Raw genomic sequence first — 14,287 nt, forward strand, 5'->3', positions numbered from 1 at the left:
ATAAGAGGGCAAAAAGCGACCAAATGTCGACCGGGCCAGTGGATCGGCCGATCCATTGGGCAATTTTTTATGCCCCCTGGCACGAAATGGGGAAAGATGACCGTTTCCCACAGCCTGGCTGTGCGGCCGCTTTCCCCCTGTATTTAAAGGAGGATACCTCACGTGAAACACGCGCGCCTCACCCTGCGGCACTGGACCGGCGCCGCAGGGGCTGCTCTCGCCCTATTGGCCCTCGCCGGCATCCTGTGGCTCTCGCCCCTGGCGGCGGGGGACGAAATCCCCCTCACCCCCGAGACGGCCACCCTGACCGCGGGGAACACCTACCTTGTCCCGGCGGGCGAGCGGGTCTCTCCCGCCGGCCCTGTCACCGTCGAAGAGGGGGCCACCCTAGTCGTGCGGGGAGAACTGGTTCTCGAACAGGCAATGACCTGTGCCGGCACCCTCACGGCCGAAGGAAATGGACAGATCCTCCAGCAGGGCGGCAACTTTACCCTCACCGGTCAGCTCAACCGAATGACCGTGCAAAACGAGACGGCCACCTTCACCTGCAAAGGCGGTGCAAAGGCCGAAGAGGTGTCGATCCACTCTGCCAATCTCGTCAACAGCGGACATATCGCGCGCTGCACCTTTGAGGCAATGGACGCCGCCGCCCTGCAAAACATCCGCTTCTCCTGCTCCGAGAGCGGCTCTTTTACCGCCCTCACCTTCCGCTCCTGCGGCCAGATCCCCGATTTCACCTGTGCTGCCGGCCGCATCGACAACCTGACCTTGCTGCCAGGCAACTACTCCTTCTCTCTGGGCAGTGCCAGTGTCCACACCATCGCGGGCACTGTGACGATCAAAGGGGAGGAGGGTGCCCGTCCCACCCTCCGCATCGCCGATTGGCCGGTATCCGCCGCCCCCGCCACAGCGGTCCTGCTGGTGGACGGGGGGAACTTTGAATGCCCCCAGACCAGCAGCTGTCAGGTGCAAACAGCTGTGCTGATGGGCGCTTCCAGCGCCAAAGGCCTGCAGGCGGCCGAACTGTACCTCGCCGCCGCCGGGGAAAACCAGCCCACGGTAGAGGGGTCCGACACCGTCGGCGCGGTCTACCGCCGGGTAGAGCGCACCGGCGATGCCGCCCAGGCGGTCACTCTCTCTGCCCCGGCGGGCAAGTATATCTCTGGCCAAGGGGGCTTTAACGGTCTCTACTGCAAAGAGGGGGATCAGGTCACTCTCACCACCACCGGCAGCGACTCCCTTAACATCACCCGCAACGGCATGTACCTAGCTTTCTCAAATGGCAGCGCCACCTATACCGCCTCTGCCGGCTTTGACCTGCTGCGGGTGAGGTATGCGCCCCCACTGTCGATAGGCATGACGCATACTGCCGGAACGGGGCAGGCCCAGTATACCTATGACCCTGTCTCCCACGTCCTCATTCTCGAGAACAACTGTCGGCTCGGTGGGCCGGCACAGGGAGATGTGTACATTAAAGTTACGTCCGGGGCCGGATATATAGAGCTGAACAAAGTTGACCAGGGAGAGCACTGTGTCACGTTGGAACCCCTTGTCCGCCAAGAGGGGGAGACAGTCGACATTTTTATTGGTCTTGATGGGGCAAGTCATCTCACCACTCTGTCCAGCAGCGCGGGTTCCCTATTCCTGGTAAAGGAAGCCCATGCCTTGGAGAATGGCTTCTTGACGGTAGATGGGGACCTAGCCGCTGTCGATTCAATCAATGTGACCAATATTCAGAACCTGACTTGCAAAAAAATCTCTGCTCCAAGCGTCAATTTTAATAACTGTACCGTCCTTTGCGACGGGATCGAGTCGACCAACGGCGGCATAGGCCTCCGCAATGGCAGCGATCTCAAGGCAAACGGGCCCATTGTCCTTCACTCGCAAGACGAAAGCCACCAACTCTCCATCGACTCCTCCCGCTTGAACGTCTGCGCGGTGGGAGAAACGCCCATCCAGTCAGACAAAAAGATCGTCGTCTCAGGCGATTCCTGCGTCACTGCCTGCGCCCTTCCCGTCAAGGGGGAGAACACCCCCATCCCCGCCGTAGTCACCAGCGGCGACCTCCTCCTCTTCGACGGGACACACCTCTCCTTCGGAAAGAACTGGTTCTTTTACGCCCTCTCCTGCAGCGGCGCCCCCGCTGTCCGGGTGGGCGGCGATATCGACTTCTCGCTGAAAACAGCCGACACCCCTCTCCCCACCATTGCCCGCCCCCAGGACGGGGCAGTCATTCCCCTGGAGGGCGGCGGCCACACCTTCGGCGTCGGCAATCGGCCCGCCACCGATGTGCTGGTCTCTGTCGAGCCCGCCCTCTACCCCCTCACAGTGGAGGGTGGGTGCGGCTCGGGCAGCCAGCTCATCGGCCAGCCCGCCTACCTCACCGCCGACCCAGCCCCCGAGGGGATGGTCTTTGACCGCTGGGAGCTGGTGTCGGGCGAGGGCCAATTTGCCGACGCCACCGACGCCAACACCGCCTTTACCGCCAGCGCCGAGGCCACCGTTCGCGCCCTCTACCGCGAAGCCCCGGTGGAGCCCGACCCCGATGACCCGGTGACCCCTGAGCCCGACGACCCGGTGACCCCCGAGCCACCGGCTGACGACACTCCGCCGGCCGGGGACGACGGCGGGCAGACGCCCCCGACCCCGGCCCCGGAGGAGGGCGACCCCTCCGGCAGCGACGCCGCGCCCCCGGCCCAGGGGCCGGAGGACGGCGCTTCCCAGACAGGGGACGCCTCCGCCCTGCCCACCTGGCTGGCCATCCTCGCCACCTCGCTCCTCGTCGCCGCGCTCTGCAAGCGCCACTTTGCCGACTGGAAGCACCTGCAGCGCTAACCGGCGATGGCGAAATAGGGCCGCAAATAAACCCATCTCCCCAAAGTCAAAAAGGAGCCGCCCTTTCGCGGCTCCTTTTTTGCGCCTGCCCTTGCCAAAATCCGCCCCTCCCGCTATACTCGTTTTAAAAAGGCGGCCTGTGTCCACCCGAAAGGAGCGTTTGCCGTGCACCCAGTGAATCGAGCGGCCATTTTAGCGCGCGCCAGGGAGCGCTACGGCACCGAGCCGGAAGCCCTCTGGGCGCGCTTTCCCAACCACCTGGTGCTGCGCCACCGGGGGAACCGGCGCTGGTACGCCCTCCTCATGGAGGTGCCGGCGCGCTCCCTCGGCCTCCCCGGCGAGGGGCGGGTGGACATCCTCAACGTCAAGTGCGACCCGCTGCTCGTCGGCTCCCTGCGGCAAAATCCGGGTATCCTCCCGGGTTACCACATGAACAAGGACCGCTGGATCAGCATCCTCCTGAACGGGTCGGTGGGAAAGGAGGCCGTCTTTGACCTGTTGGAGATGAGCTACCGCCTGACCCAGGGGCGGCGCTGACAGCCCCGCCCGGCAAGAGCGCGGCGCGCCCCTCTCCCGACCGGGGCCCTGCACCCCAAATGGACTCTCCCCTCCCCAAAAGTGCCTTTATCACATCAGCAGGCCCCCTCTCCAGCAGCGAGGGGGGGTACCGCTTGCCGCCGGGTCCGCCGGACAAATCGCCTTCTCCCCGCCGTCAAAACCGGCCACGGTTGAAAATGCCGCTGCTCTCCTGCCGCCAAAGCCCCCCTCTCCCCCGCAAATCGGCGCCGCCGCCCCCTCTCTTTGGCAAGCTGGCGGCGCAGCTTGACCTGTCGTTTGGCGACAACAGGGGCTTCAATCCCCGACATCTTTTCCCCCGCCCGTCAGCAGAAACCCGGCTGGCAGCAGGTACCCCCATCCGCCCACCGCCGTTGCTGCGCCGCTTCAACCCCCGACAGGCGCCTCCCCCTGGCAAAGCCGAGGGCTCGAGAAAGCCCTAAAAAGGGCATAATGCCGACAAGTCCCTCAAGGGGCACCGAAAAATCTTCCCCTTGTATCCCTTCTCCCTTGCCCTTTGCCCCTCAGCCCGCAAACAGACAATTGCGCCCTGAGAACGTGTTTCGATGTGGCGTGATCCCCATTCGTTTCCCGCTTCGCCTGATGTCTAAGTCTAAAGTTTCTTTGCCCTCCCTGGCTTAGTCGGGGGTCGCCGTTTCACGAAAGCGTGTCAAACAGACAAAAAGAGAGCCGCACCCTGCGGCTCTCTTTTCACCTGTGACTGGGCAAACACGACGGCCCCCTAGAAAAACAGGGGCATGCAGGCCCCCACAATGGCCCCCAGGCCCAGCAAAATCGCCAGGGCCAGCGCCCCCACCTGCACCCACCGCTTGGACTTGTTCATCCTCTTCGCCCCCTGCGTCTTTTTTCCGGTCTATTTTACCACCGATTCGCCCGGTTGTGTGACCGCCCTGTAAATTTTTTGCCCACCAAAAATTTTTCGCCCCGCCCCGCCGAAACGTGGTATACTAAAACCTGTTTGACATACAGCCAACAGAAAGGAGGGCGCTTTCATGCCCCGAACTCCCAAACCCTCGTCCCTCTCCCGCTCCGAGCAGACCAACATCGTCATGTCCGGCCACATCAACGGCGCGGGCCGCCTCTTTGGCGGGGTGCTGGTGGAGTGGATCGACGTGGCTGCCGCCGTGGCCGCCCGCCGCCACAGCGGGCGGGACGTCACCACCGCCGCCATCGACAACCTGCAATTCAAGTCGGCCGCCTACGCCGGGGAGATGGTGGTCCTCATCTCCCGGGTCACCCACACAGGCACCACCTCGATGGAGGTGCGGGTGGACACCTTTGTCGAATCCCTGGACGGGCAGCGGCGTCTCATCAATACCGCCTACCTGGTAATGGTCGCCCTGGACCAAGAGGGAAACCCCACCCCAGTGCCCCCCCTCTTGGTAGAGAGCGAGGAGGAGCAGCAGGAGTGGCAGGCCGCCGAGCGCCGCCGGGCCCTCCGCAGTGAGCGCCGACGCCAGGCCTACTGAGCGCACAACAAAGACAGCGCTGCCCTCCCCTTCTGGGGAGGGCTTTTTGCTTTTCACCCCCGCGGCGAGGCAAAGAGAGCCCTCACCCCCAAGTTCTCCCCTCTCTCGGTAGAGGGCGAGGAGGAGCAGCCAGAGTGGCAGGCCGCCGAGCGCCGACGGGCCCTCCGCAGCGAGCGCCGACGCCAGGCCTACTGAGCGCACAACAAAGACAGCGCTGCCCCCCCTTCTGGGGAGGGCTTTTTGCTTTTCACCCCCGCGACGAGGCAAAGAGAACCCTCACCCCCAAGTTCTCCCCTCTCTCGGTAGAGAGCGAGGAGGAGCAGCAGGAGTGGCAGGCCGCCGAGCGCCGCCGGGCCCTCCGCAGTGAGCGCCGACGCCAGGCCTATTGAGCGCACAACAAAGACAGCGCTGCCCTCCCCTTCTGGGGAGGGCTTTTTGCTTTTTCACCCCCGCGGCGCGGTGGGAACTCAATTTTTCTTCCCGTCCGTCCACCCGGCCGCCGCTGCCACTGCAGCCGCCCGGCGGGCCAACTCCCTGCGCACCGGGGCGGGGGACTCCACCAGACACCCCTCCCCAAAGGAGAGGAGGTAGCTGTACAGCCACTCCCCCTCGGGGAAATCCAGCTCCACCACTGCGCTGCCGTCGGCCTGCCGCCACAGCTGGGAGGGGGCAAACTCCTCCGCCAGGCGGAAGGCGGCCGAGGGGGCGAACCGCAGCCGCAGGGAAACGGGGCGGCCGAAGCCGTCCGGCTCCACCTCGGCCAGTTCGGGCGGGGCTAGGCGGGGGGAAAAGGGCTCGCCGGTGTCCCGCACCCCCTCCATCCGCAGCAGCTTGAAAAACCGCCAGTCCTCCCGCTTGCGGCACCAGGCCCAGAGGTACCAGGCCTGCCCCTTGAAGACCAGCTGCCGGGGCTCCACCTCCCGCTGGGTGGCCTCTCCTCGGGCGCTGTAATAGCGAAAGGCCAGCACCCGCCGCCCCAAGATGGCCTCTTTGAGCAGGTAAAAGGTCTCCTGCGCCGCCCGATCCCCGCCCCAGGGGGAGAAATCCACCGCCAGCCAGTGCTCCTCCTCTTCCCCCCGGGCAAAGAGGGCCGACAGCTTGTCCAGGGCGCTGGCCCCTTCGGCCCCAGCGGCAGCCGCCCCCTGCAAAGCCGCCAGCACCGCCCCCTGCTCGGCCTCGGTCAACAGGGTGCGGGGCAGGGCAAAACCCGGCAGCAGGGCAACCCCGCCGCCCCGGCCCCGCTGGGTGTAGACCGGGATGCCCGCGCCGCTCAAGACATCCATATCCCGGTAGATGGTCCGCGGCGCCACCTCGTAGAGGCGGGCCATCTCCTCGCAGGTGACCCGCTCCCGCCGCAAAAGCAGGCAGAGCTCTGAAAACAGCCGCTGCATCTGCACGGCGATCCCCTCCTTTTTTCGCGGCGGACAGCGCCCCACCGGGCGTCTGTCCCTCTTTTCCGCGCGCACGGCGCAGTGCGGCCGGGCCCAGTTGCCCGCCTATACCGCAGCGCCATGGTTGTCTGCAACCAGTATACCACAATTGCCGCCCCTTTGCGGGCCGCCACTCCTCTTTCCCGGCGACGCCAGTTCTCCGACGGGACAGGCCGCCCCGCCCGAGGCGTTCCCACAGGCAGGGCAACAAACCGGCACAAGGGGCCGATGCGCTGCACTCTCGCGGGCGACCGCACCCCGCCGCTTCCCCATTCACCCCCTTCCCAAATCCGATAGGGCGGCTTTTTTAAATTTCCTGTTCTCCCCTTTCGCGTCTCCCCTCTGTCCCGTACACCCCTCCCCAAAGCCGACAGGGCAGCCCTTTTTTGAAGTCCCTCCACCTGCCTCTTCTCCCCTCTCCAGTAGTACCTCTCCCGATGCCCTCCTTTTTACCCTGCAGTATCCCTTCCCAAACACTTGCAGGGCGGCTCTCCTTTTAAAATCCTCACCCCCCTTCATCTTACTCGGCAGCGTCTCTCCCGCATTCCCCACCTCTTTTTTGAAGTCCCGCGCCCCAGCCCGCATAAGCTCCCCACCCATCAGGCAATCCCCCTTGACAACTTTGCATTATTTAATATAATACAAATAATACATAAACTGTGCCACCTAACGCGAAAAGGAGGGTATCCCCTTGATCGTTCAACTCAACCTGCAGTGCGACGTCCCCCTCTACCTACAGCTGCGAAACCAGATCGTCCTGCAGATTGGCGAAGGGCTGGCCCAGCCGGGGGAGCGGCTGCCCACCGTGCGGGAACTGGCCGCCCAGCTGGGGGTCAACGCCATGACCGTCAACAAGGCCTACGCCCTCCTCAAGCAGGAGGGATACCTGGTTCAGGACCGGCGAGCGGGGACCGCCGTGGCCGAGCACTTCCCCCCCGCCGCCGACTTCACCGCCAAGTTGGAGCGCGACCTCTCCCTGCTGACAGCCGAGTCGGGGCTGCGGGGGATCGACGAGGAGACCTTTCTGGCCCTCTGCCGCAAGCAGTACCAGCGCTTTGGCGCGGGGGCCAGAACAGCAAAGGAGGGGTCGGGATGCTCACTCTGATTTTCGGCCTCACCTACCTCATCCTCATCGGCACCACCTATGCAAACGCCCGCCGGGTGGGCAAAGAGGGGCGGCTGCTGGGGACCACCCTCTCCTGCGCCCGCTGGGACGACGCGGAGGTGCAGGCCATCCTCCGCCGCTACCGCCGACAGATCGACCTCCTCTTCCTCCTCACAGTGCTGGCGGCGGCCCCCTTCTTTTTGCTAGAGCGCTGGCCCTCCCTCCTGCTGCTTCAGATGGCTTTGGTCTACGGCTGCTGCCTCTTCCTCACCTCCCGGCTACGGGTGGGGGCCTTTCGGTCCCTGCTGGCACTGAAGCGGCGGCGGGGCTGGTGTCTGGGGACCCCCGTCACCCTGCCGGTGGACCTGCGGGCTGTCGCCGCCCGCCAGGAACTGCCTCTCTCCCCCCTCTGGTTCCTGCCGGCGCTGGGGCTCTGTGTCGCCCTCTTTCTCCTCCTCCCCCTGGCTCGCCCCTCCATGCGTCCCGCCGCAGCCTCGCTGGCGGCACTCCACCTGGCGACCTGTCTTTTCTGCCTCTGGCGCTCGGGCAAAGGGGCGGGGCGGGTGCGCACCTACTGCGCCGACAGCGAAGTGAACCTGCGCTGCAACCGCCGGGTCTACCGGCTCTGGTCGGCCTTTTGGGCGAGCACCGCCTTTGGAGAAGGGGTACTTTTCCTCCTCCTCTTCTTCGTCCTCTTCCCCTCGCAGCCCCTCCGCTTCCCCCTCTGGGTCTTCTTCCCCCTCTTTGCCCTGGCAGGGGCGGGGGCCGCCCTCTTTTTTCAGGCCCGGCTGGAGCAGGTGCAGCAGGCCGCGACGGCGGAGGTGGGGGGCCCCTTCCTCGCCGATGACGACGAGTACTGGGCCGCAGGCTATTACTGCAACTCCCGCGACCCGAGGGACCGGGCGGAGGAGCGCGACCCCTTCCTCTCGCCCTACAACTGCGCCCACCCCAGGGGGCGGTGGAAGGCGCGGGCGCCCTATCTCTTTTTGGCCCTCATCCTCATCCCGGCCTTTGGCCTGCTGCTGCGGCTGGACTTCACCCCCCTGCGGCTACAAATCGACGGCGCGCAGGTGCGCATCGCCGCCCCGGCCTTTGGGTACCGCTTCGACGCCGCCGAGCTGGAGTCTGTCGCCCTGGTGGATAAAATCGAGGGCAGCGCCGTGCGGACAGGCGGCGGCAGCACCAGCGAGTACGACATGGGCAACTACTCCTCCACCGCATACGGCCAGTGCAAGTTCTACATCTACAAGAAAAACCCGCCCTTCATCCAGATGGTGGTGGGCGGGAAGTACGTTTTTTTAAACGGCAAAACCCAGGAGGAGACGATGTCCTACTACCGTGCGCTGGAGGCGCTGACAAATGGATAAAAGGACAGAGGCCGCCCAAACAGGCGGCCTCTTCTCTATTCCATCACGGCGACCTCGCCAAAGGTCACCCGCTCGCAGTGGGGGTGGGTCCGCTCAAAGTTGCGCGGGCGGGCGGTCTCGATGACCAGCCGCCCCTCCCCCTCCCGCCGGCAGGAAAAGGCGTAGTAGAGGTCGTCCACATAGGCCACCGCATAGCACTGCTCTTCACCGGTTGTCTCCTCGGCCTCGCGGTCGTACAAAATGAGGTAGGTCTTCTGCTCGGACGCCTCTTCCAGGCCCCTTCCGTACTCGAAAATACAGAGGACTCCGGCAAACATCGCCACCACCAGCACTGCCAGCGGGATGAGCAGGCGCCTGTTGACGGTGGCGTCCATCTCCTGATAGATGAGCCAGCAATACCCCGCCACAACCGAGGGGAGCGAGGCAAAGGAGAGGGCCGTCTTCGCACTCCACCCCAAGCCGGCAATCTCTGAAAAGACACCAAAGGGAAAGAGATAGGCGGCAAAGGAAAAGAGAAACACCAGAACAAAGGCCAAAAGGGTGCGCACCACCTTCTTTTTCTTGCCAAAAAAGAGGCGGTACAGCCTGACCGTCCACTGCCTTCGCTCATTGTACTGGCTCTGCACCTGCCTGCAAAAGGCATGCAGGCAGGCCCGAACCACCCAAAAGACCACAAATCCCAGCGCAAACGCACCCAGGGTCCCCCAGAATACGAAGCGGTCACCCAACAGAAAAGAGAAGTGGGACAGACTGTTTTCCAGCCCGTAATAGGAGGCCCTTCCAAAGCTGTGAAAGAAGGACAGCCCCCCCGCAAGGGTGATCGCCACCGGCACGACGGCGGCCAGCGTCTTTAACATGTCCTTCCACTCCGTCCGCTTTTCCTGTCTCTCCACGATTTTCCATCTCCTTTTGTCCCCATAGTAACACGCCGCCGGCCTTTTGTAAAAGGCCCTGTCCACCCCCTCCCCCCGTTTGAACTCCCCCTCCCAATATGGTAAAATAAAGACAAAAAAACGGGCCGCCGCGGACCTGCCCGCCCGGCCCGGCACCATAGAAGGAGCGTACCGCCATGCCCATTTCCCTGCTTTCCACCGGCCGCTATCTGCCCCCCTTCACCGTCGGCAACGATGCCTTTACCCAGTTTTTGGACACCAGCGACGAGTGGATCGTCAGCCGCACCGGCATCCACCAGCGCCACATCGCCCAGGAGGAGACCACCACCGACCTGGCCACCAAGGCCGCCGCCCAGGCGCTGGAGCGCAGCGGTCTCGCGCCGGAGGAGATCGGCCTGGTGGTCTGCGCCACCGTCACCCCCGACACCTCGGTCCCCATGGTGGCGGCCAACGTCAAGCGGGGGCTGGGCATCGAGCGGGCCGCCGCCTTTGACGTCAACGCCAACTGCTCCAGCTTTCTCTACGCCCTGGCCGCCGCCCGGGGGATGATGGAGACCTGCGGCTTTGCCAACGCCATCGTGGTGGGGGCCGACTGCAACAGCCAGCTCATCGACTGGAGCGACCGCTCCACCTGCGTCCTCTTCGGCGACGGGGCCGGGGCCGTCGTCCTCCACCGGGGGGAGGAGGCGGGTCTTCTCTCCTGCTATGTGGACTGCGTGACCGACACCGACCACGTCCTCACCTGCCACTATCCCCGCAAGGACACCCCCTTCTGCAAGGCCGGCGCGCCCCACAACACCGACCTCTACATGAAGGGCAGCGCCGTGATGCGCTTTGCCGTCAAGGCCCTGGCCAAGGCGGTGCGGGCCGCCGCGGCCGAGGCCGGGGTGGCGGTGGAGGACATCGCCTACTTCGTCCCCCACCAGGCCAATCTGCGGATCATCCAGTCGGCCTCCAAACTGATGAAGATCCCCATGGAGAAGTTCGTGGTGGACATCGACCACGTGGCCAACACCTCCTCCGGCAGCGTGCCGGTGGCGCTGGACATCCTCAACTGCTCGGGGCAGTTGAAAAAGGGCGACCTGGTCTGCCTGGTGGCCTTTGGCGGGGGGCTCTCCTCGGCGGCCTCGGTCATCCGCGTCTAACCGGCCCCGCCCGCTCCCGCCCGCGCCGGGGCCAACTGCCCGCCGTCGGCATATTGGGAGGGCTCGCGGGGGTCGAGCCCCCGCACCCGAATGGAGTGCACTCCTGTCTGTGGGGCCAAACGGAAAGGCCGCGCCCATTTGCCCCTGTGCGCCCGCACGGGGCGCGTCCCCACCTTCACCATCGGTCATGACCTCGCTGCCATATGGCCAATTCGCGCATCCCTGTGGAGAGCGCCGTCGACCGAACAGTGCTTGCATCTGCGCCTTTTGCTCTCGACCCCTGCCCCCACACGGGGCGCGGTGAGACATCCTCAGGCGCTTCGCCCGCTTGAGTCCCCGCGCCCAAATGAGGTGCGGTCTCCATTTTTCGGCGGCGGTGACGCCCCCCTCACCGTATCCCATCCCCACACCCAGCATGGGTGCGGAGATGTCACAGGGGAACGGCACAGATCCCGCACCAGTTTCAATCGAGCTCCCACCCGCACACCCGCGCCGGGCCCCGCCCGAGCGCGCTTTTCAAAAGGAGGGTTTTCCATGTCTCTCTACCCATCTGTCCCCCGGCCCCAGGGGGTGGCCACCGCCGCAGGCGGGCGGGTCTGTCCCGCCCCGGCGGCCCAGGGGCGGCTGCTCCTGAAAGGCGGCCACCTGGTCGACCCCAAAAATGGGCGGGAGGGCCCCTTTGACCTGGCCCTGGAAGGGGACCGTGTCGCCGAGGCGGCCCCCCACATCGACCCCCAACCCGGCGACCGGGTGGTGGACTGCCGGGGGCTGCTGGTGTTGCCCGGCCTCATCGACATGCACCTGCACATGGGCGACCTCTTCGAGGTAAGCACCGCCCCCATCCAAAACGCCGTCTGCCACGGGGTGACCGCCGCCTTCACCCCCGGGGCGGGCAACACCTTCATGGCCCCCGCCCTCTTTGGGGGGGAATTTGACCGGGGCCTCCCCCTCAGCGGGGGCTGCTACCTGGGGGCGGCCAGTCTACTGGCCTGCCAGCTGGACGACGATGAGTTGGCGGCCTACTTCGCCGGCGACCTGCCCTGGGACACCGCCCTGCAAAAGTTCTCCCGCGCCCCCCTGACCGCCGCCACCGGGGCGCTGGTGATGGGGGTGAAGGATCACATGGGCCACCTCATCCTCTCGGACGCGCAGATCGAGCGGCTCTTCGCCGTCACCTCCCGCGCCCGGCTGCTGTTGATGAGCCACACCCAGGACCCCGCCCACGCCGAGCGGATGGCGGCCCTCTCGAAAGGGCGGCCCCTCTATCTGGGGCACGCCTCTGCCGCCGGCTGCAGCACCCACGCCGGCGGGGCGGAGGGGATGCGCCGGGTGCTGGCCCTCTGCCGCCAGCCAAACATTACCGGGGAGCTGGTCTCCTCCATGCTGCGGCCCGGCCGGGGCAACCGGGAGGGGCTGCGCATCGACCCACAGGCGCAGGCGCTCTGCTTTGAGGCCCTGGCCGAGGGCACCGTCTCCATCCTCTGTTCCGACGGACAGGGCGACTGCACCATGAAGGGCTTTGGCGACACCCGGGACAACCTGCCCGCCATCCTGGAGCTGGCGGAAAACGGGGTGCTCCCCCTCTCGCGGGCGGTGGCCACCATGACGCAAAACCCCGCCGCCTACTTAAGCGAAATCACCGGCGTCCCCTTCTTCGCCGAGAAGTTGGGGCAGCTGGGGGCCGGGGCGCGGGCGAATGTGGTGCTCTGCGACCAGGGGGCCAAGCGGGCGGTCTGCACCATCGTCAACGGCGAGATAGCCGCCTTTGAGGGGCGGTGTGTCCGCAGCGGGGCCGGGGCCGGACGGTTCCTCTCCCACCTGGGGGAGGCGCACCCCTTTGGGGTGGGGAACCTGCCCCTCTGGGACAGGGCGGAGTAGAGAAGCCGCCTCCGCCGGCCCGCCGGCCATCGGCCCACCGCGCCCGGCAGAAATCCCCCTTTCCCGCCTGACAGGCCAAATCACTTAGAGCCACACGGGAGCATTTTTTGCGCGGGGCGGGACGAGGCGGGAATGGGCGGACGCCCTGCCATCGAGAAGAGGGCCAACACCGTTCCTCCCCGCTCCCCACCCCAGCGCCCAGGCCAAAACGCGGCCGGGCAGGAGCGCCGCTCTCCCCCACTCCCTCACTCCCCCGCAGGGCGGTGAGCCCGCCCCCGCCGAACGCGCCAAATGCCCTCCCCCTGCCGCCCCGACCCGCAAAAAAGGCGGGCCAATGCACCCGCCCCCCTTTCCCCCAAAACCCACGCGCGCGCCGTCCCTGCCCCTCTGCCGGGGCCGCGCGCCAACCGAGAGGAGCCTTTGCCCATGAAAATGCAGGAACTGAAAACCCTTTTGAGCGAGCTCGTCCAAATCCGCTCGGACGGGCAGAACGAGGCCGCCGTCTGCGACCGCATCGAGGCGTGTTTCACCGGCCTGCCGGTGGAGGTGCGCCGCTACCCCCACGGCCCGGGGCGGGACTCGATGGTCATCACCCTGCCGGGCAGGGACCGCAGCCGCGCCCTCTGCCTGGTGGGGCACCTGGACACCGTGCCGGTGCCCGACGCCCCCCTCTGGCAGCGCGACCCCTTTGGGGGCGCGTTCGACGGCGCCTATCTCCACGGCCGGGGCGCGGTGGACATGAAGGGCGGGGCCGCCGCCATGGTCGCCGCCGCCCTCGCCTTCCTGCGGGAAGGGGTCCTTCCCCCGCTGGACCTGCGCCTCTGCTTCACCGCCGACGAGGAGACCAGCGGCATGGGGGTCTGCCTGCTGCGGGACGAGGGGGCCTTTGCGGGCGCGGTGGCCGCCGTCATCTGCGAGCCCACCGGCCTGCACCCGGGAAGCTGCGAAAAGGGCTGCCTCTGGCTGGAGGTGGAGGCCCTCGGCCTCTCCTCCCACGGCTCCCGGCCGGAACTGGGGGTCAACGCCATCGACGGGGTGACCACCTTTGCCGCCGGGCTGCGCGCCGCCCTGGACAGCGGCGAGACCCACCCCCTCCTGGGGCGCACCACCGTCAGCCTCACCACCCTTTCCGGCGGGGTCAAGACCAACGTCATCCCAGACGCCGCCTCCGCCACCCTGGACATCCGCACCCTGCCGGGCCTGAAAAGCGACGACGTCCTCGCCCGGGCCGACCAGGTGGCCCGGGCGCTGGAGGCCCAGCGGCCGGGGCTGAAACTCTCCCTGCGGGTGCAAAACGACCGCCCCTCGGTGGCGGCCGACCCCGACAGCCCCTTCGCCCTCGCGGTGGGGGAGGCCCTGGCCGCCTGCGGTCTGCCCGGCGGGGAAAAGGGGCTCTATTTCTATACCGACGCGTCCCAGTTCATCCCCCAGACGGGGCTGCCCTTCGTCATCCTTGGCCCCGGGGACGACGCCCTCTGCCACAAGCGGGACGAGCGGATCCCCCTGGAAGAGGTGGCCGCCGCGGCCGACTGCTACCGGGCCCTGATCGCGTCCCTCTGACCCCCGCCAACCGAAGAAGGAGAGGAAAC

Annotated in this window: 11 protein-coding genes; 8 read left to right on the plus strand and 3 right to left on the minus strand. The window is 66.3% G+C overall.

The features are described 5' to 3' along the window. Window positions 1-162 precede the first annotated feature (162 nt). The 3 genes from KQI11_RS06555 to KQI11_RS06565 all read left to right on the plus strand — a co-directional run bounded on the left by KQI11_RS06555 (window position 163) and on the right by KQI11_RS06565 (window position 4,880). On the plus strand, window positions 163-2,835 hold the full coding sequence (locus tag KQI11_RS06555) for an ICP22 family protein (protein ID WP_216401537.1): 2,673 nt from the start codon (window positions 163-165) through the stop codon (window positions 2,833-2,835). 165 nt (window positions 2,836-3,000) lie between these two features. Beyond that, window positions 3,001-3,372, plus strand: a complete 372-nt coding sequence (locus tag KQI11_RS06560) for an MmcQ/YjbR family DNA-binding protein (protein WP_353653927.1) — start codon at window positions 3,001-3,003, stop codon at window positions 3,370-3,372. Between the two features lie 1,031 nt (window positions 3,373-4,403). Beyond that, window positions 4,404-4,880, plus strand: a complete 477-nt coding sequence (locus KQI11_RS06565; RefSeq protein WP_185914616.1) for an acyl-CoA thioesterase — start codon at window positions 4,404-4,406, stop codon at window positions 4,878-4,880. Between the two features lie 467 nt (window positions 4,881-5,347). Here KQI11_RS06565 and KQI11_RS06570 read toward each other — a convergent pair whose 3' ends face one another. After that, on the minus strand, window positions 5,348-6,271 hold the full coding sequence (locus tag KQI11_RS06570; RefSeq protein WP_286172616.1) for a helix-turn-helix transcriptional regulator: 924 nt from the start codon (window positions 6,269-6,271) through the stop codon (window positions 5,348-5,350). A 312-nt stretch (window positions 6,272-6,583) separates the two neighbouring features. After that, window positions 6,584-6,910, minus strand: coding sequence for a hypothetical protein (locus tag KQI11_RS06575; protein ID WP_216401539.1), 327 nt, complete (start codon window positions 6,908-6,910; stop codon window positions 6,584-6,586). Window positions 6,911-7,001: 91 nt separating this feature from the next. On the opposite strand from KQI11_RS06575, the gene KQI11_RS06580 reads away from it, so the two are divergent. Further along, window positions 7,002-7,415 (plus strand): GntR family transcriptional regulator, encoded by a 414-nt coding sequence (locus KQI11_RS06580; protein WP_216401540.1) that lies wholly within the window; start codon window positions 7,002-7,004, stop codon window positions 7,413-7,415. Then, a complete protein-coding gene (locus tag KQI11_RS06585) occupies window positions 7,403-8,782 on the plus strand; it encodes a hypothetical protein (RefSeq protein ID WP_216401541.1) in 1,380 nt (459 codons plus the stop codon). The genes KQI11_RS06580 and KQI11_RS06585 overlap by 13 nt, the downstream gene beginning before the upstream one ends. A 35-nt stretch (window positions 8,783-8,817) precedes the next feature. Here KQI11_RS06585 and KQI11_RS06590 read toward each other — a convergent pair whose 3' ends face one another. Further along, entirely contained in the window at window positions 8,818-9,675 is an 858-nt protein-coding gene (locus tag KQI11_RS06590; protein WP_216401542.1) for an MFS transporter, read from the minus strand. A gap of 176 nt (window positions 9,676-9,851) precedes the next feature. Here KQI11_RS06590 and KQI11_RS06595 point away from each other — a divergent pair, with 176 nt between their 5' ends. From KQI11_RS06595 to KQI11_RS06605, 3 genes are all read left to right on the plus strand, one after another. Continuing rightward, on the plus strand, window positions 9,852-10,820 hold the full coding sequence (locus KQI11_RS06595; RefSeq protein WP_216401543.1) for a beta-ketoacyl-ACP synthase III: 969 nt from the start codon (window positions 9,852-9,854) through the stop codon (window positions 10,818-10,820). A gap of 534 nt (window positions 10,821-11,354) precedes the next feature. Beyond that, the gene (locus tag KQI11_RS06600; protein WP_216401544.1) at window positions 11,355-12,698 is read left to right on the plus strand and encodes an amidohydrolase family protein; all 1,344 of its coding nucleotides are present in this window, start codon (window positions 11,355-11,357) and stop codon (window positions 12,696-12,698) included. A 426-nt stretch (window positions 12,699-13,124) separates the two neighbouring features. Beyond that, window positions 13,125-14,258 carry a M20 family metallopeptidase gene (locus KQI11_RS06605; RefSeq protein WP_216401545.1) on the plus strand — a complete coding sequence of 378 codons (1,134 nt, stop codon included), beginning with the start codon at window positions 13,125-13,127 and terminating at the stop codon, window positions 14,256-14,258. The last annotated feature ends 29 nt before the right edge of the window (window positions 14,259-14,287 follow it).

The sequence above is a fragment of the Acetanaerobacterium sp. MSJ-12 genome (assembly GCF_018917875.1).
GTDB lineage: Bacteria > Bacillota > Clostridia > Oscillospirales > Ruminococcaceae > Bittarella > Bittarella massiliensis.